Here is a 21914-nt window from a genome sequence, read left to right as displayed (position 1 = left end):
TGTCAAGAACTGCGGTAGCCTTACTTACTGCTAATGAGAGCCTTACCCAATACAGACGGAATTTGAGGATTGAGCCTTAGCTCTAGCCCTCCAATCTCCGGCAGCTCCTCCACCACCGGCGGACGGCGCAATTCATTCTCTATTATGGAGGACAACGTCTGGACCATATTACGCGTTGACGTGTCTGCCCACAGGGTGCCGAGATTCTTGTTGATCGGCACACCCAAAACTCGTTGAAATTTTTTAAACGCTTCTTCGCGTGCTTGATCGTTTCGCTGCTGGAATTCCACCTTGCGTTGTTCTGCACGCTGCTCCCAAGCCTCAATTGCGGCCTGGTTCTGTTGCTCGACTTCCCGGCGCTTCTGCCGCATGTTTCGTCTAAGAAATGCAATGACGAAGGGGAGAATAAAAGCGACGACAAGCGCCAAACCTAAGACCGTCATTGTAAATCCTGTAACTTTATCCACAGCCTGATCGGATTGACTTTCCCTGTCACGGGCGATTTCCAGCACGCTCGTTCTCGTCGAGCAGTATCGCTCCACACCAGCGGAGTCTTGAGGAAATGCTGCCAGATCAAGTTCGACCCCCTTTGAGGAAGCTCGGTCTAGGTCTTCTTGCATGGTCTCGGCCGTACAGCCCTCATCTAGCAACATTTGAGCTTCAGCTGCATCATAAAATTCAGGAATAAGATTTTCCTGATTCTCCACAAACTCAGGATATTCTTCGACCAGTGCATCAAATCGGCTCTGTACATCGCCCTCGATCGAAACCTGCGAAACGGCTCCACCAATTCCGATGATAACCGGCATAAGAATTGCAGCCAAGATAAGGATCACCACAGACGGGCCAACAATCATGGCGAATCCTGCAACCCCCTCAGGGATCCTTTGCCTTGGCAACTCCTTGTCTACCGGCGGCTCCTCCACCCCAGGGGGATCAATAAACACACCCGTTTTAAGGGCATCAGACCGCCAATGCTGTTCCTTCCATTGCGGAAATTCTTGGACAACATCCACCATTCTTGCCGACACTACGCGTAGCCATGCATTGGATAGGTTCTCAAAATTTTCAAGATACTTCTTCGCTTGCGGTCTATAGTTGTAGTAATATTCCCGACCTACACCATCGCGCCATTGAGCAAAGTTAATATGCTTGAGATCCTCAAGCTGCTCTTCATTTTTACGCGCGAAAGCATTAATTGACTTATCAATCGTCCGTAACTCACCCACAATCTTTCGAGTCTGCTCTCGCTGAGCCTCAATAGACTCCTCCAACAGGCGGTGCGTAGTTTTCTGGTCACGGTGGTTCAGCGCAGCGGCGGATGCTGCAATAGCATTGCCGAGATTTGTTGCACGAAGTTGTTTCTGTGCGGTGTCCTTGAGTTGATTAACGCTTGACGTCATATCGCGATACCGACGCGACATCTGACTGCGTGTTGCCATGTGCTTCCATTCCTTTTGGGTATCAATACGCACTCGGCGTAATGAATTTCCACACACCTGTTGTAAGTACGCACGATTAACTTTAACCCTAATGTCAAAGATGCTCCTACACAGAAGGGGGCTAGAAATCCGCCCTTCTCCCCCATCACTCTGGGGCCGCACCGCCACTTCCCACTATTTAGCGGCGCGACCCCTCTCTCAAACTTCAAAGCTCTTCATAAACCTCACAAACTTCAAAGAATTCAAAAACTTCATAAACTTCACAAGACTTCAAAAGTACGACAGCCTGGAGTCTGACTAAAAGCCTTCGCCTCCTTGAGGAAATTTCCTCCCCTTTCGCCGAAGACTTTGAACCCCCCCGCAACGACACCCCCACTCCCACCCCCGTGCGCTGCACGCCACGCCTACCCCCGCACCCCGATCCCTAATATTCGCGCAGCCAGTTTCCACCCCACCCAAAGTTATGCATCCGTCTCACCGTCGGTCTGCGGTCTCCGCCACCGCTAGGGTCGTCGCAGTGGTGAGGGATGGGGGCGTCGGCAAGCCCAGCAAGAGTGCGCCCACTCCCCCACCGCAATACATGAATAAAAGTGAATAATATTATGCAGAGCGCCGTAAAACCTCCATCTACGTGGGCTTTCTTTCACCCACGCGAGGCTTGAAAAAATATTCGGCGTCCATAAACTTGTCACGCAGTTCACAGACCAATAGTTCCGGTGAACCAGTTCACCACGTTGCAGGATGGCGCCATGCACGCGCCAAGAAAGGTTTCAGAAACATGGCAGCTTCCCCGTTAGGAGTCTGGTCCGAGGTCGGCAAACTCCACCAAGTCATGGTGTGCGCACCCGGGCTCGCGCACGAGCGGCTCACCCCCAGTAACTGCGCTGAGCTGCTTTTCGACGACGTCCTCTGGGTCGACGAAGCCAAGAAACACCATGCGGAGTTCGTCGCCGAGCTGCGCAGCTACGGCGTCGAAGTGTTAGATATGCACACGCTTTTAGAGGAAACTCTGGACACTCCGGGCGGGCGTGATTTCATCCTCGATTACAAGCTCCTCGATAGGAATGTGGGTGCGGGCATTGGCGGCGAGCTGCGTCACTGGTTCAATGAGATGCCCACTGCACGCCTGGCCGAACTCCTCATTGGCGGACTACCCTTCGCCGAAATCCCGAAGGGCCTGGGCCACGGCACCATCGATGCCATGCGTGAGGTCTACGGCCCTTCCGCTTTTGCGCTGCGCCCGCTGCCCAATACGCAGTACGCGCGGGACAATTCGGCGTGGATCTATGGCGGCGTGTCCCTTAACCCCATGCGTATGCCAGCGCGCCACCAGGAAACGCTGATCACCCGCGCTATTTATAACTATCACCCGCGGTTTGCGCAGGCAGACTTCAAGTTCTGGTACGGCAACACCGATGAGGAGCCGGGGCTTGCGGCACTGGAAGGCGGTGACATCATGCCGATTGGCAAGGGCATCGTACTGGTAGGCATGGGTGAGCGCACCACCTGGCAGGGCGTGAGTCAGCTGGCCATGCGCCTATTTGAGGAAGGCGCCGCCACCAAGGTCATCATTGCGGCCATGGCCAAGGAGCGCGCCTCCATGCACCTCGACACCGTGCTTACGTTCCTTGACGCCGACAAGGTCACCGCCTACCCCAAGGTGGTAGACACCATCCGGCCGATAGTCTTGCATCCTTCGACGAGCACGGCGCCTTTCGACGTCGAACTGCCCACCGAGTCCTTCCTCGAGGTCGTCGCCAAGGCGCTGGGCATTGACGCCTTCGAGGTCATCGAAACAGGCGGCGATACCTATGCTGCCGCCCGCGAGCAGTGGGACGATGCCAATAATGTCGTGGCTATCGAACCCGGCGTGGTGGTGGCCTATGACCGCAACAAACACACCAACGCCAAGTTGCGTGCCGCCGGCATTGAGGTAGTGGAGATCGGATCGGCAGAGCTGGGGCGCGGCCGAGGAGGCGGGCACTGTATGACCTGCCCAATTGTCCGCGAGGCCGTCGATTACTAGAAAGAATTTTATGACTTCGTCCAAAGCCGACACCACTGCACATACCACCGACTTGGGGGATTCCACACAACCTGCGAGCACACCACCGAAGTCCGAAGGCACGGCGCTGAGTTGGGTTCTTGCGCTTTTTGGCACCGCGATGGGTGCCGGAATCCTCTTTCTGCCGCTACAGGCAGGAGCCTTTGGCTTCTGGCCGCTCGCCTTCGCCACGGTGATCATTTTCCCTTTGGTGTATTTCTCCCACCGCACTTATGCCCGCATTGTCGCCGGTGCACCCACCCAGGACTACGGGCTGGACATCTTGGAACTGGTGCGCAAGTACCTTGGACGCAACACAGGTTTGTTCGTGGCATTGATGTACTCCCTGGCCAACATCCCCACGGTGTTCATCTATGCCATCTCCGTAACAAATGCTATTGATAGCTTCATTGTTAACCAGCTCCATGGACCTTCCATCAACCGCTGGGTGCTTTCGGTGCTGTGCGTGGGCACCCTCACCGGCATTTTCGCCATCGGGCGCAAACCCATGCTCTGGTTGGCACAAATTCTGGTTTATCCGCTCATCATTTCGCTTGCAGCAACGTCGATCTACCTCATCCCCCAGTGGGATTTTCATTCCTTCCTGGACGTGGACTACAAAGACGGAAGCTGGCCGAATATCTTGCTCGGCGCCGTTCTTATTCTCCCCGTACTGGCTTTCTCCTTCTCCCACATGGCGGCGCTATCGCAAATGTCAGTGGACATGCAATCCACTTACGGCAAGAACACCGAAAAACGAGTCTCGCGCATTGAGCTCTACACGGCCGCGCTGCTGGTCATCTTCACCATGTTCTTTGTCTGGTCATGCGTCTTGGCGCTGGGGGCTGACGGTATGCGGGAGGCTTCCGAGCAAAACATTCCGGTGTTGTCCTACTTTGCCAATGTCACCGGAGTTCACGCGCTGGCCGTGTTGGCACCGTTAATCGTCATCTTCGCCATCGTGACCTCCTACTTTGGAACAATGCTCGGCGCAGAAGAAGGTACCTCCTACATGGTTCGCCTACTGGCTCCGCGCACAGCAAACCGGCTCAACCGACGTACATTGCTCACCATTGTCTACGTCTTCATTTTCATCACCGGCACTATGGTCTCCGTGTTTAATCCACCGATTCTCAACCTCATCTACCTGGTGGGCGGCGTGTTTGATGCAATTCTCATCTTCTTGCTGCCGGTGTACATGTTCCACAAGGTCAAGGAGTACAAGAAATTCCGGAATGACCCATGGAATTACTTCGTCTTTGCCCTGGGTTCAGTCATTTTGGGCATTACCATCTGGGACCTGTTCTAAGAACAAAAGCCGCCTCCCCGGCGTGTGACTACCCTCCATATTGGGTAATCAAAAGTTTGTGAACGAAGGGTCAAAAGGCTGGAAGAAGGTTACTTTACGCCCCTAACTTTCCCGAAAATGATTGTCCGCGACCATTGCCGGACTACCCAGCACCTCCTAAGATGTACCCAGATTTTATGAATCTTTCTTTACTCTTTAACAAAATATAAGGACGGTACACAGGTGCTCATTAAGGGACTGCGTGCGCTTGCACCGCTGGCGGCAGCCGCGGCCTTCATCACCCCTGCGGCACAGGCGGCCAACATCCCGCCCATGCCGCAGGCCTACCCCATCACCAACCTCTACAAGAGCTGCAGCGCAGCAGGTGAAGACAACGCCACTCCCGAGTGGCACTTCGCAGAGACCGGCCGCCGCTACTTGAGCGACGGCACCCTGCAGTTTAAGAACACCACGAACCAGGAGGTGCCGTACACCGCCTCCGTGGAAACGGGCACCAACCACAAGATTGAGGCCAACTCCAAGGCCGCTATGCCTTCCGGGTGGGACACCACCGCCAAGTCCGACATCGGACTGAAGCTGAGCAACGGCTGGCAGGAGAAGGAAACCTTCGGCCCCGTCACCCTGAAGCCGGGCGAATCCTTCCGCGTGGAATACGGCGTGGTGGAAAAGGACTTCATCTCCATGTTCGTCGGCTGCAACGACGACCGCCTGGAGAACATGCCCGGCGCCAACGTCATCCGCGGCAAGGGCCCGGCTGAGCGCTATGCCTTTGCCTACATCATCAAGGCGGATGGTTCGATTTCGGACCTCGCCATGGAGATTCCTTCCCGCTCCCCGGGCGCGAACTCCAAGCCCATCGAAGGCAACTACACCTCCGTGTCCGGCCCCAGCCTGGAGAAGATCGCGGACCCAAAGAAGGATGAAATCATGCAGCCTTCCGAGGACCTGCAGCGCGACCCATCCTGGCCCAAGGAAGGCGAGACCTGCGAAGGCCGCGATAGCTCCTGGTACCCGCTGGACATCACTGCGGTGAAGCCGACCTTCCGCAAGCCGGGCTACTCCACGGACTTCCTCAACTGGTCCAAGGGTGACTACGAGTACGCGCCGGTCACCGACTTCGTCGTCGGCGCCGAGCACGCACCGTACACCAACTGGCAGGGCAACCGCGGCGATATCCCGAAGGGCTGGCTGGAGTCCGTTGGCGCGGTCAAGCGCGCCTACATGCCGGTAGGAACCGAGCTGCAGCACATCGACCTGGCCCCTGGTGAGCGCGTCCGCGTGGAGTACGGCACCACCATGACCCGCATCAACTACCGCGAAATCCACTGCGGTAAGGACGGAAAGTACAGCCTGACCTCCAACTACAAGCAGACCACCGCTCCCAGCGGTTTCTGGGCGGAGGCCACCATCACGGGCAAGGACGGCTCCACCCGCACCGAGGACGTCACCCCGGACGAGTACCGCGAACTCCCAGTCCCGACCCAGACCATCTACTAATCCCCCCTTTACTTCCCAAGGAGAATTCACCATGTTCAAGACCAAGATTGCTTCCACCACCGCTGCCGTGGCCATCGCTTGCGGCCTGATCGCTACCCCGGCTGCTAACGCCCTCCCGGCACGTGACCTGGGCCCGGCCAACCCGACCACCATCGGTGAGCACTGCACCAACCCGGGGGACACCGGCCAGACCGTTAAGATCAAGCGCACCTACTTCGACGGCTCCGCCGGCTCTTGGACCGTGTCCAACTACAACGACGAGCCGCTGCCGGTCACCCGCTCCATCAAGGAAACCAAGACCAAGACCTGGAACGTTTCCGCCGGCGTTGACTTCAAGCTTCTGGATCTGATCAACTTCACCTTCTCCTCCAGCTACACCGACTCCCAGTCCTACGAGGTGGGCGAGCAGGTCGGCCCGTACAACATTGCTCCGGGCAAGACCGCCGTCATGCGCGCCGGCTGGGTTGTCTCCGACTTCGAGGGTCAGAAGACCATCTGCGGTTCCGATAACACCTGGCAGGCCAACGGTGGCACCTTCACCGCTACCCTGCCGAAGGAGCGCCACGTGGAGGTCTCCACCCGCGACAACAACGATTGGGGCTAAGACGTGCTGAAGAAGTCCATCGCGAGCGCCTTCGCCGCGCTCAGCCTATTGGCGGCCGCTCCTGTGGCCCACGCCGCTGACTTCGGCGGGGACTTCGAGCTGCCGCAGCGCTGGAATGATGATTTCAAGCCGGGCACGCACTGCTCGACGCCCGGTGAGAACGGCACCTACGTCACCGCCACCCGCCGGTGGTTCAAGCAGACTGATGCCGCTAGTGTGGCCAACCGCAATGATGAGCCCGTGCCGGTCAGCCACACCGTGACCCAGGCCCGCACGCAGACCATCGAGGTCTCCGGTTCCATCAAGGGCGAGGGCGAGCTGGCCAAGGTCCTGACCCAGACCTACGGTTTCAACTACGTGCACGAGCAGCACTGGAAGCTGAACCAGGAGGTTGGCCCGTACACGCTGCCGGCGAACTCCCAGGGCAAGCTGGTGTGGGGCTTTACCATGCTCGACACCGACGGCCAGGACGTGCGTTGCAACACCGACCAGGAATGGGAGGCTGTGGGCAAGCCCTACTCCGCCACCGTTCCGGAGGCGCGCTACTCTGAGCTGCAGCTTGGCGACGCCCCCGTCTGGGACTAGCTCACCTCCCCAGGCCCCACAGAAGAGGGCACCCCAAGCCGTTTCACGACGGCTGCGGGTGCCCTCTTTTTGGCGTTCCACAGCGCGATCAAACGGCAGCGCGAGCATTGCAGAACAGCAATGAGAACCTTGCAGAACCGCAACGAGAGCATTGCAGAACCGCAATGAACACCTTGCAGAACCGCAACACCGCAGGTAGATTGACTGCCATGACTGATTCTTTTCTACATAGAAACGCACAAGATCTGGCGGAAGAAGTTCTGTCGGATACACCTGTGCTGACTATTTCCGGCGCGCGCCAAGTAGGAAAGAGTACCCTTGTCCATCAATTACTCGAAGGTAGAGAACACAGGTTCTTTAACCTTGATGAGAGCGCTTCGCTGGCCTCTGCACAAGCGGACCCAGACGGCTTTGTCAGACAGCTCCCCGAGGGCACACTAGCCATTGATGAAATTCAGCGCGCACCAGAGCTGTTTCGCGCGATTAAAGGCGCACTCGAAAAAGATCGACGGCCGGGGCGTTTTATCCTTACCGGATCATCCAACCTCCTCAGCCTCACAGGAGCCGAAGAATCTCTCGCTGGCCGCGCAGAAACTATTCGCCTTCACGGCCTCAGCGTGGGCGAACGTTTAGGTATCCACGAAGACTTTGCAGGCCGAATATGGTCATTAAAAGATGCAGGCGTACAACCCGCATCCACCCTTTCCCGGGCTGACTACTTCCAGCTCTTCTGCACGCCGAGTTTTCCAGGACTTAGGGATTCTGGTCGGCGACGGCAACACCGGTGGTTCGCTGCTTATATTGAGCGAGTCTTGTCAAAAGACGCTGCCGAGCTCTACGGCATTCAATTCCCTGACCGCTTACACAATCTTCTCGCCAAGTTTGCTGCACAAGGCACCGCGGAACTTGTAGCGGCGCACATTGGGCGTGCACTCGACATTCCCGAACGCTCAGTCCCCACCTATGTAACTGCGCTGAGTGATGTCTTTTTGATTAACCAATTACCATCATGGGGAACAAATCTTGAGAAGCGAGCTATCTCTAAGCCCAAGGTCTTCCTTTCAGATACCGCGCTTGCTACAAGCCTGGCAGGCCTCGAGCCAGAGGCATTGGAGATGAACATTTCCAGCACGCTTAGCGGCGGGATCTGCGAAGCCTTCGTTGCCAACGAGCTTCTGAAGCAGAAGGCATGGTCATCGGTTGATTATCGCCTCTTCCACTTTCGGACCTCTACCGGCAAAGAGGTTGACCTTGTGCTGGAATCACGATCCCGGGACGTTGTTGGCGTGGAAGTCAAAGCCGCGATGTCGATCCAGCCGAAGGACTTTGCTGGCCTGCGCTATCTTCAGCAGGTAGCTGGTGATTCTTTCCGCGCAGGAATTGTCTTGTACACGGGCAAGGACGTCCTGCCAATGGGTGAAAACCTCTGGGCAATGCCAATTTCGACGCTCTGGCACGGCTAAGTCCGCGACAACGAACGGCCCCCCACGCACCATGAGGCTCACGGATATACTGCATCCATGTCTCACCGCATCTTTTCCATACCCTTCGCCGATATTTATCCGCACTACGTTAAGAAGGTAGAGCGCAAAGGCAGGACTGTCGGCGAGCTTCACGAAGTCATCACTTGGCTTACCGACTACTCGGTTGAGGAGCTGGAACGGGTCCGGGAGCAAAAGGTCACCCTCGAGGATTTCTTCGAGCAGGCCCCGCACCTGAACCCATCCCGCTCCCTCATCACTGGCAGCATCTGCGGGCATCGTGTCCAAGACATCGATGACCCACTGATGCAGAATATTCGGTACATGGACAAGCTCGTTGACGAGCTAGCCAAAGGAAAGGCCATGGAGAAAATCCTTCGCGGCTAGCTTTCATCAACTGCGCCCTTCAAAGCTTCGAGCTTTAAGCCACAAAGGGATACGGCGGCGCGGTCTTCTCACGGAAGAAGTAGCGCGCATGCGTGTGCCGAACGGACTCTAAGTTCTTAGCACCAATCGCCACAATCTCGACATCAGGATCCTTATTTACTTGATCCAGTCTATGACGAGCGCGGGTTCCCTCTATCAGGGAATCATACTCAGTCACTTCCAGTGCACCTGTCGGTCGATGGTATTTAATCAGATAGGCTGGCATCGGCTTATTCTCCCTCCATGTCACGTTGAACTCGACGTTCTTCGAATTCATGGATTAATTTATCTAGCATCTTATACATGTTCCGCCGCAATTGACGCGCCTCTTTTTGGGTTGCGCCAACAGGCAGGCTTCCTTCGAAAGGCTCGGTAAGAATATCTACGAGCTTTTCCACCCTGTTTACGACTTCGGATACCTCATGTAAAGCACGGATCTCAATCTCAAATTCTGCCGGAATTCTTCCTCCGAATTCGAGGTATCGGATTTCCCTTCCATACAAGTCTCCTGCCATTTCATAAAGGTTTGCCCACTGCGACTGAAGCGCGGTTCGTAGCTGAAATTCTGCACGTCCGGCCTCTGACATCACGTGTAAGTGCACCGCGCGATACCCCGAGTGCGGTTCCTCTCGCATGTCCCGAAGAACCACTTTCCTCGCGCCAGCCTTCACAAGCTCTCGCGAAAGAAGCTTCGCAAGTACAGTTTGTTCTTTTAGAGTCACATCGACGTCCATCCGTACGCCAGATACATCCTGAATATTCTCTAAAGGGAAGCTCGGCATTCGACTCAATTTCTCTCTCAACGTGTCTCTCGTTTTTACGCGAGAACTCAAGAAATACCTGTCTGAATCTGGCTCCACGATAGAGTCTGCAGTCATCGTCAACTGATTATCAAGCTGTGCCATAGTCTTGCTCGCTTCCTGAATTATCGATTCACACAGAGCTGATTGCTGGTCCAAGAACAGCCCAAGCTGTTCCTCATCAATCGGTTCCCCATTGCGCAACGCACTACCTATTCGATGTACTTGTCTCTTACTAAATGTCGTCGGCTTGTTTTCCAAGAACTCCACAGTTCCCCCTTCTTCGTTAGTGACAACCCCCAAAGACGAAGAGCATTGCCAGCAATTTCAGACACCCACACATCCCCCACCCCTTGGATGCCTGCCCTAAAGACTACGAGGGCGACCGGACACCAACACCACAATTTCGCATATACGTTCGACGTTTGCGTTGAACCGCACATCCCACCTTCAGCTTTGCCATACTTGACGCATGACCACGCTAGAAACTTGTTCCAGCGCCTGGGCGAAAGCAATTATGGCCGCACTCGAGCGCGAATTCCCCGCCGCGATGCACCACACGAGCGCTTCCACAGAAGACTGCGACGTGCGCCCGCGCGAGCTGCACCCCAGTTTTTACGGTTGTTTCGACTGGCACTCCAGCGTCCACATGCAGTACTCAGGCGCGCTACTAAACAAGATTCTCGGGCCCGAGTCTCCGAAAGAACTTGCCGAGCTTCTCGACGATCGCCTCAGCGCAGAAGCCCTCACCACGGAATACAACTACCTACTCGCCCACCCCGGATATGAAATGCCCTATGGGCGCGCCTGGCTGCTGCAGCTCGCCTCCGTTCGGCCTGGCGAAGCGATGGACAAGCTCGTAGAGCTAACCGCACAGCACTGCCACGACTGGCTTGAATCACTCAACCAACCGGTGCGCCACGGCATGCATTCCAATACAGCCTTCAACCTTTTCCTCATCCTCGAGGCCGCGGAGAAACTCGGGCTGGATTCACTGGCGAGCTCGGTGCGCGAGGCTGCTGTCCGCCTTTTCGGCGAAGACCGCGACTACCCGCTCGAATGGGAGCTGTCCGGGCACGATTTCCTGTCCAACGGGCTATCGGAGGCCCTACTCATGTCGCGCGTGCTGCCGGACTTCCCACACTGGTTCGACGGCTTTCTTCCCCACCGCACCGAAGCACTGGAATTTCTCACACAAATCCCAGAGGTGCTTGACCCAACCGATGGCCGCCTGGCCCACCTCTACGGCCTAGCGCTAACCAGAGCATGGATGCTCGTTGAACTCGCCGAGCATTTCGACGCCTCCGTCCTACCACGCGCCCAAGCACTAGCAGCCAGCGCGCAAACGCAGCTTGTCGACGGCCACTTCATGTCCACCCACTGGCTCATCACCTACGCGTTGCACTTTCAGCTCGCTGCCGACGGAAGGCATTAGCCAACGGCTTCCCTCATCGCCAGCCATCCAGGCCGAGAGTTCAGGCGGCATTTTATGCCCGCTCCTGCCGCCATAGTGAGCGCATACGGAATAGTTACTTAGCGAGTAGTACTGTAACTTTCTAATTATCGTTCTCTTCAGGAGCTCACTATGGATTCTCGCTACTCGACACAGCGCGATAGCTATCGCCTGCCAGAAGAAGGAATCCGTATTGATCTGCGCGCCGAGCGTGCTCGCCGGCGAGGCTCTACTCACGACCACGAGAGCACTGCCCCTGAGCGCCCTTCCTACCGCCCGCGACGCCGCCCCAGCCAAGAACGCCTAGCTTCGTCCCCGTCGACAACTTCCCCTTCCCGTCGATCCGCTTCAACGTCGGCGCCTGCCCAACAAACGCCATCCCAACAAGCGCCGACCCAACAAGCGCCGACCCGAACGACGCCGAAGAAGACGACAACCCCTGCGCCACGGCGGAAATCACCGCGCCCTCGCACGCCCATCAGCCGTCGCGGGTTGGGAGTTCTCCTTATTTTGGCGATGGTTCTCGTCGGCATCGTCGCCGCGCTCCAGTTCAATAAGGAGCCAGACGCGCCCGCGCCACAACCAACCGATGTGGTTGCGGAACCCGCCGCCGTCATCGAGCCCTCCCCAGCGGTGGAGATGTACATCCCGACAATTGATGTGCGCGCAGAGTTTGAAGAAGGCTCCTGTCGAATCAAAGACAATAAGATCAACCCCGACTCGATGAATAAGGCTTGTACCTACACCGCGGAGGATAAACCCTATTCGCTCCCTGGTACGGATGCGCAGGACGTCGTGGTGGTCGCCGGACATACCGGTGCGGGAGTACCAGCGGTGTTCAATAACCTCTATGACGGTAGCGCCGACGAGCACAAAGCCTCTGTGGGCGACAAGTTGTACCTGCGCACACAGAACTCCGGCGAGCAATGGCTGGTATACACCGCAACAGATCTGCACGATCCGTCGAAGGACGGCCTTGAGCAGGACGAGAGCATCTGGGGCACCGATGCCCAACCCGGTCGCCTTCTCACTATCAGCTGCATCCAGCCGGCCAACCCTTTGGCTGCCGCGGTGCGCAATGCCGTGGTGGGATGGCAGTTTGAGGGCGTAACCGAAGCTCCTGACCCCGCCGCAGCACAGAGCTAAGCCTGGTGCAGCATCCCCCGTTCAGGGGGATTTCCGCCACTACGCGCAGTTATCGAACATTTTCGCAGCTCAACAGACAACACCGTTCTTATCCTTGCAGGTTAACACGCCTTGTAGCGCCGCCCGTGAGGACCTCAACCCACCGAACATGCCACCCGTTTGGCACGAAAAGCATCCGCCATGTTACGGAGCGAAATTTCGAAACCCTTGTGATTAATGTGAAAGTTGTGGCTATTGTGGTTCACGTCGGGTTGAATCCCTCTCACATACCTCACAAACCCCACAAGGAGAAGCTTATGAAGCGCATCAACCGCACCCTGACCGCAGCCGTTCTGGCCGGTTCCCTCGCACTGGGCGGCACCGCCGTTGCCTCTGCCCAGATCCCGGCTCCGGCTGAACTCACGGTCGATGGCGTCACCTACCAGAAGCAGGCCGACGGTAGCTACCAGCACCGCAACGAGAACGGCGAGTTGGACGGAACCACCAAACTGACCGCAGAGCAGGCACAGTGGGCTTGGGAGCAGCAGCAGGCTCAGGCGGCTGACGCCGAAGCACCCGAGGAAGATGCACCGACCACCACCAGCGTGATGGCCCCGGACATGGACATGGCAGCCACCGGCGAGGCTACCGCACCGTCTTCCGTTGACTACCCGATCAACGGCGAGTCCGAGGCTGAGCCGACCAGCACCGAGTTCGACAAGAAGCAGCTGGCCTGGCTGGCCCTGCCGGCCGCCCTCATCATCGGTGGCGTGACCTGGTACCTGGCCAAGGACGGCAAGACCTACGTGAAGTCCGAAGAGGCAGCTCAGAAGGACGCTCCTTCCGCTGAGGAGAAGGCCGCTTCCGAGAAGATGCTGCAGGAGAACAAGGACGAGGTCATCGCCCAGGGCGGCAAGGTTGCTGAAGGCACCGCCGCACAGACCCCAGCACAGTCCCGCGGTATCTCCGCTGAGACTGGTTCCAACACCGTTGCCCGCGGCCTCGCCGCACTGGCAATCGCAGCGATGATCGCCGCTGGCGCTGTCGTTGCTCGCCGCAAGCTCTTCATCTAAGAGGTTTAAGGCCTAGAGCCAACAGGCAACTCATCCGCGTCTCTTCCTTTCCCTACCGGGGTGGAGAGACGCGGCTTTTGCAGTTTTATACGCCCGTTGGGCCACCACTTTTCCGGCCGCACCCCTTGGAGGGAGTTAAAAGATTCAATGGATGAACTAGCACGCAAGCAAGCCTCAAAACCCGAACCACGCAGGAAGTTTCATCCCACCACCACAAGGGCCGGCACCACCCGACGAGCCAGCGCACCCTGACACAACCATGAAAATTTGCGTGGAGTAGCTTAAAAATTGGAAATAGTTTGACCTACCTCACTAATTTTCGGTTAGTATGTGGGAAGTCGACATCAGTTAACGGTGACAACATCGTCTGATACGGCGTTGACCAAACTTTCCCGATCTAACCCCAGGAGTAAGAAACATGAAGCGCATTTCCCGCAACCTCACCGCCGCAGCCCTGGCCGGCGCCCTCGCACTCGCAGGCGTCACCGCCGCCAACGCTGAAGACACCACCGGCCAGAGCACCAACGCCACCTCCAGCACCGGCACCGAAGGCGATAACGGCAGCAGCAACCAGGGCGGCGACGCCGGCAGCAGCGACGAAGGCAAGGGCGACCAGAGCAGCGAGGATCAGAGCTCTTCCAACGACATCAAGGGCAAGCTCTCCTCCGAGGACGGCAAGCCTTCCGGGCTGGGCATCGCCATCATCGTCCTCGGCGTCGTAGGCGCACTGGCCGCAGCTGCACCGGCCGCAGCACAGGCACTGGGAGTCAACCTCCCGTTCTAATCTGAATCCTGCACCATCGAGCTTCAAACGCGAAGCTCTTAGCAGCGCCGGCCCACCAGCGCGAGGCAGCCGCACCCCCATCGCCGTCGTGATGGGGGTGTTTTCACGTCCCACCCATCCACAGATACGGGACACACTTCACAAACCTACGTGATGCGGGCTACACTAGGCACCCATAGATTGTTCAACAATTTGGGAACTACAGAAGAGGTGTCCTCCTAATATGAGCGCGCTGCACATAGACCTCAACGCTGACCTCGGCGAAACCACCGCCGGCAACCCCGTTGCCGATGACGCCGCGATGCTCCAGCTCGTCTCCTCCGCCAACGTCGCCACCGGCTTCCACGCCGGCGACCCGCACTCCATCGCGGGCACCCTCAAGGCGGCCGCAGAAGCAGGCGTCACCGTCGGCGCACACGTGGGCTATAACGACCCGGCAGCCTTCGGGCGCCGCTTCATCGATTACGCACCTGCCGAGCTTGCCGACGAAGTCACTTACCAAATCGGTGCCCTCCAAGCCCTGGCCCAGGCCAACGGAACCCGCGTGGCCTATGTCAAGCCGCACGGCGCGATGTACAACACCATCGTCCACCACGAGGCCCAGGCCCACGCCGTCATCGACGGCATCAAAGCCTTCGGCGATCTACCCGTCATGCTGCTGCCAGGCGGCGTTGCTGTCGACATCGCGGAGAAGAAGGGCCTCACCGTCATCCGCGAGGCCTTCGCCGACCGCAACTACAACCCCGATGGCACGCTCGTCTCACGGCGCGAGGCGAATGCGGTGATGGGCGATGAGGGGGACGTCGTCAAGCGCGTGCTCGAGGTCGCCGAAACCGGCTCTATTACCGCCATCGACGGCTCCGTACTCAACGTGGATGCCCAGTCGGTGTGCACGCACGGTGATTCGCCCGGCGCGGTCCAGCTGCTGCGCGGTGTGGTCAAGGAACTGCAGGCGCGCGGAATTGAGATTCGGAGCGCCATCTGATGCATATTCACCCCGTAGGAACGCGCGCGCTGCTCATAGAGCTGGAGGACTTGCCCCAGGTCATGGCGTGGCACGCGGCCCTCGACGCTAATCCGCTCAAAGATCAAGTCGACGCGATTGCTGCCGCCACCACCTTGCTGTTGACCTTTGCCACGCCGAACTCCGCGGCCGCAGCCGCCGAGAAGCTGCAGGACTTCCACCCCACCGCGCAGGCGGGCGAGGATCCGCGCTTTGTGGAGATCGACGTTCTCTATGACGGCGAGGACCTCGACGAGGCCGCCGAGTTGATGGGTATGTCGCGCGAAGGCCTCATTGACTGGCACACGTCCACCGAGTGGCTCGCTGCCTTTGGCGGCTTCGCGCCCGGCTTTACCTATTGCACCCCGGCGGACCCGGCGCAGAACTTCAACATCGAGCGCCGCGCCACCCCGCGCACCGCAGTGCCGGCGGGTGCCGTCGGAATCGCCGGCGGTTTCTCCGCTGTCTACCCGCGCGTCTCCCCGGGCGGCTGGCAGCTGTTGGGCACTACTTCAACTCCGATGTGGGAATCTGATGCCCACCCGCCGGCACTGGTCCAGCCCGGTGACCGCGTACGCTACCGCGCGGTGAGCTCGCTGCCGGACGTGGTGTCGACCACGCCTTTTGGCCGCCGCACCCCGGCGCGCCTGCCGCGCATGGAGGTCCTCGATGCCGGGCTGCTCACGCTCTTCCAAGATCAGGGTCGCCCCGGCCGCGGCAACTTGGGTGTTACGCCCTCGGGTGCGGCGGACCTGGCGGCGGCTGCCACGGCCAACGTCGCGGTGGGCAACCCACGCGGGGCAACCGTGCTGGAGAACATCGGTGGCATCCGCCTGCGCGCGCTGACCGACGCAGTCATGTGCGTCACCGGTGCCCAATCCCGAGTCCTGCTGGACGATATGCCGGTGCACCTCGCGCGCCCGGTGCTCGTTACGGCTGGTTCCACGGTGACCGTGGATCCCGCGACGGTGGGCCTGCGCAACTACATCGCCATCCGCGGCGGCATCGTGGCGGATGCGGAGCTAGGCTCTGCCTCGACGGACGTGCTCTCTGGGTTGGGGCCGCAGCCGGTGCGGCTGGGCGACGTCATCGGCGTCCTCCCCCGCTCCACCGCAATGACCGATGCCCAGCTGAGCAACCCGATGCGCGTTCGTGAAGGCGCGAATGGCCAGACCGAGGGCGTGCTGCGCTGCGTGCTCGGCCCGCGCGATGACTGGTTCACGCCCGAGAGCCTGGAGGCCTTCCTGGCCACCGAGTGGACTGTGACCGCGCAGTCCAACCGCGTGGGCGTACGCCTGCTAGGCCCGGAGGGCTCCATGGAACTAAGCCGTGCCCGCGAGGGCGAACTGCCCTCGGAAGGCATGGTGGCCGGTTCCGTCCAGGTTCCGCCGAGTGGCGAGCCCGTGATTTTCCTCCGCGATCACGCCGTGACCGGCGGTTACCCGGTCATCGCCACGGTCCTCGAAGAAGATATCGATATTGCCGCGCAGCTCCCGCCGGGGGCGACGGTCCGCTTTGAACTCGCTTAAACACTGATTAAGGAACAACCACACATGATTTCTGCAGTCCTTATTGCTAACCGCGGCGAGATCGCCGTCCGCATCGCCCGCACCGCGCGCGACATGGGAATCCGCTCCATCGCCATTTACTCCGAAGCCGATGCCGGCGCCCTGCACACCCAGGTGGCTGACGAAGCCTACGCACTGCCCGGCAACTCCGCGGCCGATACCTATATGAACGTCCCCGCGCTCCTCGATATCGCCGTGCGCGCAGGTGCCGATGCCATTCACCCGGGTTACGGCTTCCTCTCGGAGAACGCCGACTTTGCCCGCGCCGTGGCCGAGGCCGGCCTGACATGGATTGGCCCGTCGCCGGAGTCCATCGAGCTGCTCGGTGACAAGATTGCCGCGCGCCGCGTGGCCGAGGAGGTTGGCGCCCCGCTGGCACCGGGTACCTCTGATCCCATCGATGACTGGCAGGAGGCCCGCGCCTTCGCTGAGGAGCACGGCCTGCCCATCGCCATCAAGGCTGCCTATGGCGGCGGCGGACGCGGCCTGAAGGTGGTGGAGAACCTCGAGGACATCGAGGCCGCCTTCAACTCCGCCGGCCGCGAAGCCAAGGAGGCTTTCGGCCGCGCGGAGTGCTACGTGGAGAAGTTCCTCACCCACCCGCGCCACGTCGAGGCGCAGATTCTGGCCGATACACACGGCAACGTCGCCGTGCTGGGCACCCGCGATTGCTCCACGCAGCGCCGCTTCCAAAAACTCATCGAGGAGGCCCCGGCGCCCGCGCTTTCCGACGAACAGCGCACCGGCATCCACGAGGGTGCCCGCGCCATCTGCGCGAAGGTGGGCTACACCGGTGCCGGCACGGTGGAGTACATTGTCTCCGAGGATGGCACGATTTCCTTCCTCGAGGTCAACACCCGTGTGCAGGTGGAGCACCCGGTGACCGAAATGGTCACGGGCGTGGACATCATTGCGGAGCAATTCCGCATTGCCTCCGGGGAGCCCCTCTCCTTCGCGTCTGATTCCTCTTCCCCGTCTGATTCCTCTTCCCCGTCCGGCGCAACGGCGCCGGACCCCGTGTCGAACGGCCACGCCTTCGAGTTCCGCATCAATGCCGAGGACATCCTCAACGGCTTCGCACCCTGCCCGGGCACCATCGTGCGCTTCGAGCCGCCGACGGGTCCGGGAATCCGCGTGGACTCCGGCGTGCGCTCCGGCTCCATCGTGCCGCCCTACTATGACTCGCTCGTGGCCAAGCTGCTGGTGTGGGGTCCGACCCGCGAGATCGCTCTGAAGCGTGCACAGCAGGCCCTCCAGGAATTCGACATCGAGGGCGTGCGCACCGTGCTGCCCTTCCACCGCGATATGGTCTCCTCCCAGGTCCTCGTCGATCACGGCGACGCCGACGCCGCAGCCGGCATCTACACCGACTGGCTTGACCACAACTACCGCCCCTCCGCGGAAGCCACGAGCGCTACCGTCCCCGTCGAGGCCATCTACGCGCAGCGCACCCGCGTGGCGCTGGAGATCGACGGCAAGCTGGTCAGCGTGGGCTTCCCCACCGATATGTTGTCGCAGGGGCAGGTGAAGGGGGCGTCGGCAAGCGCGGCCTCCGGTGCCAGCGCCAGCGGCAACGAGGTGACCTGTCCTTATGAGGCCAACCTCGTGGCGTGGAACGTGGCGGACGGCGAAACGGTCGAGGAAGGCCAGGCCATCGCCACTATCGAGGCCATGAAGATGGAATCCGCGGTCAAGGCTCCCGCCGCGGGCACGCTGAGCCGTGTGGCGAAGGAAGGTTCCAGGTTGGAACCGGGCGCGGTAATCGCCACGATTTCCTAAGCGGCGGGCTACTGTAAGTCGCATGCTTGCAGATTCCGTCGCGTCCGCGCTCCGCGCCGCCATCTCCGAGGGCGAGTACATGCCCGGACACCAGCTCAGCGAGGTCCGCGCGGCCGAGCGCTTCGAATGCTCCCGCAACACGCTGCGGGAGTCCTTCGCCATGCTCGCCTCCGAGCGCATCGTGGAGCGCATCCCACACAGGGGCGTCTTCATCGCCACCCCTGATGCCGATTTCGTGCGCGATCTTTATCTGGCGCGCGCAGCCATCGAGCCGGCCGCGGCGCGCTATGCCACCTTCGAGGACCCAGGCGAGCTGGTGCGGCTGACCGAATCCGCAGTGCTTAACGACGCTCCCCGCCCCCTCATCAACCAGCGCTTCCACAAGCAGCTGGTCGCCGGTTTGGGCTCGCCGACGCTGGACCGCTCCATGTCGCACCTGCTGGCGCGCATGCGCTTGACCTTCTTGTTGACGCTGGAGCGCTACCCGCAGATTCACGATAACCACGTGCAAGCCAACATCGACTTGGCTCACCTCATTGCGCAAGGCGAGCGCGAGGCGGCCGCCGATGCCTGCCGCGCAGACCTGATGCGCGCGATGGAATCGATTCTCCGGGTCCTTTAGCTTCCTTTAGTTTCCGAGTCCCCCACTATGGCCTTCGCTCCTGTTAGCCGGTTCCACCCGCGCAAAACTAACCGGCACCACATGGTTCGAGTGAGATGGTTCGGGTCAAAAGGTTCGTTTACCCCCAAGTGAACCATCTATGCACTCAAAGAAGGTTTGTTTCCCCCCCAACAAACCTTCTGACCAGAACCATCTGAGTAGAACCATGTATCGGCGCACTGAGGGCTTGGGGTGGTAGCACCACCGCACAGAAATTAAGGGATGAGGAAGTCGCGATCCGGGATGTCGGTGACGAGCATCTTGCCCGGGGCATGCGTAATGGCCAGGCTGGGACGCGAGTTCATCACGATGGCCTGCGGGGTCACGCCGCACGCCCAGAAGACCGGGATGGTGCCCTCAGGGATGTCGACGGCTTCGCCGAAATCGGGCTGCGACAAGTCCTCGATGCCGATGGCAGCAGGGTCGCCCACGTGAACCGGGGCACCATGGACGCCCGGGTAGCGGGAGGTGATGCGGACGGCATCGGCAACCTGGCTCGCGGGGATGGGGCGCATGGAGACAACCATCGGCCCAGAGAAGACTCCAGCCGGCGCGCAGGGAATCGAGGTGCGATACATCGGCACGTTGCGGCCCTGATCAATGTGGGCGATGGAAATACCGTTCTCCACGAGCGCATTCTCAAAGGTAAAGGAACAACCGATGAGGAAGGAGACGATGTCGTCGGAGTAGAAGGAGGAAGCGTCGCCAAGCGTCTGCGTAAGCTGGCCATCCTCATAGATGTTGTAGGCCGGGATGTCCGTGCGGATGTCTCCGCCCGGGATGAGGTCAGAGGTGAACTGCCCGGCCTCCAGCACGCCCACGATGGGGCATGGCTTGGGATTGCGCTGTGCGAAGAGGAGGAAATCGAAGGCGTACTCGCGCGGCAGCGCAATGAGGTTAGCTTGCATGAAGCCGCTGGCGTGGCCGGCGGTGGTTGTCATGTCGTGCGCGCGAGCAAAGGCACGCACCTCTGCAGGAGTCTGCATTATGCCCATAGTTCAACGATTCCGGAAAGGGACTTGATGCCGATGAAGATTTCCAGCACGAGCGCTAGGACGCCGGCGATGAGCAGCCACATCGGCTGCTTAACACCGTGGGTGAGGTCGTGACGCTTGAAGGCCACCCACATGATCATGGCGAAAGCGATGGGCAGGATGATGCCGTTGAAGGCGCCGGCGAAGATGAGCAGCTTCTGCGGTGCGGAGTTGAGGATAGCGAAGAGGATGGCGCAGACAACGATGAAGCCGACGGTGAGGAAGTTACGGGTCCGCGGGCTGACCTTCTGGGTGGTCACGAAGGTGATGGAGGTATAGGACGCGCCGATGACGGAGGACAGGCCGGCCGCGAAAAGGACGACACCGAAGGCGCGAAGGCCAAACTCGCCGGCGGCCTGGCGGAAGGCATCGGCGGCCGTGTTGTCCTCGGAGAGCACAACACCCGTGGCGACGACACCCAGGACCGCGAGGAAGAGCAGCACGCGCATGATGCCGGTGACGATGATGCCGAGCACGGAGGTCTTCGTAATCGCGCCGACGTTCTCCGGGCCGGACAGGCCCGAGTCGATGAGGCGATGTGCGCCGGCAAACGTAATGTAGCCGCCCACCGTGCCACCGATGAGGGTGGTGATGACGAAGAAGTCAATGCTTTCCGGCATGACGGTATTCTTCAGGGCCTCGCCCACCGGCGGCTGGGAGACAATCGCCACGTAAAGCATGAGCAGAATCATGATGGCGCCCAGCGCGGCGACGATGCGGTCAAGCGCGACGCCCGCCCGCTTGGACAGGAAGATGAAGATGGCGATGGCCGAGGCGATGAGGCCACCGATGCGTGCATCGATGCCGATCATGGCGTTTAGGCCCAAGCCGGAGCCGGCGATATTGCCGATGTTGAAGACAACGCCGCCGATGAAGACTAGTACGGCAAGGAACCAGCCAAGGCCCGGCAGCACAGTGTTACCCAGCTCGTTAGCCCGCATGCCGGAGACAGCCAGGATGCGCCAGACGTTGAGCTGGATGGCGATGTCCACAATGATCGACAGCGCAATAGCGAAGGCGAAAGCCGCGCCCATCTGCACGGTGAAGACGGAGGTTTGGGTCAAGAAGCCCGGGCCGATGGCAGAGGTGGCCATGAGGAACATGGCACCGGCCATGGCGCCGATGCCCTTGGGGGCTTGCGCTTCTTTCGGCGCGTCCTGTGTAGTTCCCTGGGCTGCTTCCTGGGAAGCTGCGGAGGAATTGGTTGATTCCAAGCTCATTGTTGGGCACCTTTCGTGACGAAGGT

Annotated in this window: 20 protein-coding genes; 15 read left to right on the top strand and 5 right to left on the bottom strand. The window is 59.7% G+C overall.

Going from position 1 to position 21914, the window contains the following annotated elements:
- Nucleotides 1-20 precede the first annotated feature (20 nt).
- A complete protein-coding gene (locus tag R3O64_RS02995) occupies nucleotides 21-1442 on the bottom strand; it encodes a hypothetical protein (RefSeq protein ID WP_339017253.1) in 1422 nt (473 codons plus the stop codon).
- 778 nt (nucleotides 1443-2220) lie between these two features.
- Between R3O64_RS02995 and R3O64_RS02990 the strand changes: the two genes are divergently transcribed.
- The 7 genes from R3O64_RS02990 to R3O64_RS02960 all read left to right on the top strand — a co-directional run bounded on the left by R3O64_RS02990 (nucleotide 2221) and on the right by R3O64_RS02960 (nucleotide 9349).
- Complete coding sequence (locus R3O64_RS02990) at nucleotides 2221-3468, top strand: arginine deiminase (protein WP_339017252.1); 1248 nt, start codon at nucleotides 2221-2223, stop codon at nucleotides 3466-3468.
- 10 nt (nucleotides 3469-3478) lie between these two features.
- On the top strand, nucleotides 3479-4795 hold the full coding sequence (locus R3O64_RS02985; RefSeq protein WP_339017251.1) for an amino acid permease: 1317 nt from the start codon (nucleotides 3479-3481) through the stop codon (nucleotides 4793-4795).
- A 222-nt stretch (nucleotides 4796-5017) separates the two neighbouring features.
- Nucleotides 5018-6292: a hypothetical protein gene (locus R3O64_RS02980; protein ID WP_339017250.1), complete on the top strand. Its 1275-nt coding sequence runs from the start codon at nucleotides 5018-5020 to the stop codon at nucleotides 6290-6292.
- Between the two features lie 31 nt (nucleotides 6293-6323).
- Entirely contained in the window at nucleotides 6324-6896 is a 573-nt protein-coding gene (locus tag R3O64_RS02975) for a hypothetical protein (RefSeq protein WP_070523482.1), read from the top strand.
- Between the two features lie 3 nt (nucleotides 6897-6899).
- The gene (locus R3O64_RS02970) at nucleotides 6900-7481 is read left to right on the top strand and encodes a hypothetical protein (protein ID WP_070684066.1); all 582 of its coding nucleotides are present in this window, start codon (nucleotides 6900-6902) and stop codon (nucleotides 7479-7481) included.
- A 209-nt stretch (nucleotides 7482-7690) separates the two neighbouring features.
- Nucleotides 7691-8944 (top strand): ATP-binding protein, encoded by a 1254-nt coding sequence (locus R3O64_RS02965; RefSeq protein ID WP_070531110.1) that lies wholly within the window; start codon nucleotides 7691-7693, stop codon nucleotides 8942-8944.
- A 57-nt stretch (nucleotides 8945-9001) separates the two neighbouring features.
- Nucleotides 9002-9349, top strand: a complete 348-nt coding sequence (locus R3O64_RS02960) for a DUF2200 domain-containing protein (protein ID WP_339017249.1) — start codon at nucleotides 9002-9004, stop codon at nucleotides 9347-9349.
- Nucleotides 9350-9383: 34 nt separating this feature from the next.
- Here R3O64_RS02960 and R3O64_RS02955 read toward each other — a convergent pair whose 3' ends face one another.
- Together R3O64_RS02955 and R3O64_RS02950 are read right to left on the bottom strand one after the other, a co-directional pair.
- Entirely contained in the window at nucleotides 9384-9566 is a 183-nt protein-coding gene (locus R3O64_RS02955; protein ID WP_232755631.1) for a hypothetical protein, read from the bottom strand.
- A 52-nt stretch (nucleotides 9567-9618) separates the two neighbouring features.
- On the bottom strand, nucleotides 9619-10458 hold the full coding sequence (locus R3O64_RS02950; protein WP_070523495.1) for a hypothetical protein: 840 nt from the start codon (nucleotides 10456-10458) through the stop codon (nucleotides 9619-9621).
- Between the two features lie 202 nt (nucleotides 10459-10660).
- On the opposite strand from R3O64_RS02950, the gene R3O64_RS02945 reads away from it, so the two are divergent.
- The 8 genes from R3O64_RS02945 to R3O64_RS02910 all read left to right on the top strand — a co-directional run bounded on the left by R3O64_RS02945 (nucleotide 10661) and on the right by R3O64_RS02910 (nucleotide 19595).
- On the top strand, nucleotides 10661-11623 hold the full coding sequence (locus R3O64_RS02945; RefSeq protein ID WP_339017248.1) for a DUF2891 family protein: 963 nt from the start codon (nucleotides 10661-10663) through the stop codon (nucleotides 11621-11623).
- 150 nt (nucleotides 11624-11773) lie between these two features.
- The gene (locus R3O64_RS02940) at nucleotides 11774-12787 is read left to right on the top strand and encodes a hypothetical protein (protein WP_339017247.1); all 1014 of its coding nucleotides are present in this window, start codon (nucleotides 11774-11776) and stop codon (nucleotides 12785-12787) included.
- Between the two features lie 296 nt (nucleotides 12788-13083).
- Complete coding sequence (locus R3O64_RS02935) at nucleotides 13084-13839, top strand: hypothetical protein (protein ID WP_101735915.1); 756 nt, start codon at nucleotides 13084-13086, stop codon at nucleotides 13837-13839.
- 418 nt (nucleotides 13840-14257) lie between these two features.
- Nucleotides 14258-14623, top strand: coding sequence for a hypothetical protein (locus R3O64_RS02930; RefSeq protein ID WP_339017245.1), 366 nt, complete (start codon nucleotides 14258-14260; stop codon nucleotides 14621-14623).
- A 223-nt stretch (nucleotides 14624-14846) separates the two neighbouring features.
- Nucleotides 14847-15608, top strand: coding sequence for a 5-oxoprolinase subunit PxpA (locus R3O64_RS02925; RefSeq protein ID WP_070531007.1), 762 nt, complete (start codon nucleotides 14847-14849; stop codon nucleotides 15606-15608).
- The gene (locus R3O64_RS02920; protein WP_339017244.1) at nucleotides 15608-17155 is read left to right on the top strand and encodes a 5-oxoprolinase/urea amidolyase family protein; all 1548 of its coding nucleotides are present in this window, start codon (nucleotides 15608-15610) and stop codon (nucleotides 17153-17155) included. Before R3O64_RS02925 ends, R3O64_RS02920 begins: the two co-directional genes overlap by 1 nt.
- A gap of 24 nt (nucleotides 17156-17179) precedes the next feature.
- Nucleotides 17180-18973, top strand: a complete 1794-nt coding sequence (locus R3O64_RS02915) for an acetyl/propionyl/methylcrotonyl-CoA carboxylase subunit alpha (RefSeq protein WP_339017243.1) — start codon at nucleotides 17180-17182, stop codon at nucleotides 18971-18973.
- A gap of 22 nt (nucleotides 18974-18995) precedes the next feature.
- Nucleotides 18996-19595, top strand: a complete 600-nt coding sequence (locus R3O64_RS02910) for a GntR family transcriptional regulator (RefSeq protein ID WP_339017242.1) — start codon at nucleotides 18996-18998, stop codon at nucleotides 19593-19595.
- A gap of 254 nt (nucleotides 19596-19849) precedes the next feature.
- Here the strand turns inward: R3O64_RS02910 and R3O64_RS02905 are convergent, their stop codons facing one another.
- Both R3O64_RS02905 and R3O64_RS02900 read right to left on the bottom strand, forming a co-directional pair.
- Nucleotides 19850-20629: a putative hydro-lyase gene (locus R3O64_RS02905; RefSeq protein WP_425248912.1), complete on the bottom strand. Its 780-nt coding sequence runs from the start codon at nucleotides 20627-20629 to the stop codon at nucleotides 19850-19852.
- Entirely contained in the window at nucleotides 20620-21783 is a 1164-nt protein-coding gene (locus R3O64_RS02900; RefSeq protein WP_339017535.1) for an NRAMP family divalent metal transporter, read from the bottom strand. Before R3O64_RS02900 ends, R3O64_RS02905 begins: the two co-directional genes overlap by 10 nt.
- Nucleotides 21784-21914 lie beyond the last annotated feature (131 nt).

The sequence above is a fragment of the Corynebacterium hesseae genome (assembly GCF_037850265.1).
GTDB lineage: Bacteria > Actinomycetota > Actinomycetes > Mycobacteriales > Mycobacteriaceae > Corynebacterium > Corynebacterium hesseae.
Note: the sequence above shows the minus strand (reverse complement) of the source record. Positions and strands in the feature narration are given on the sequence as shown.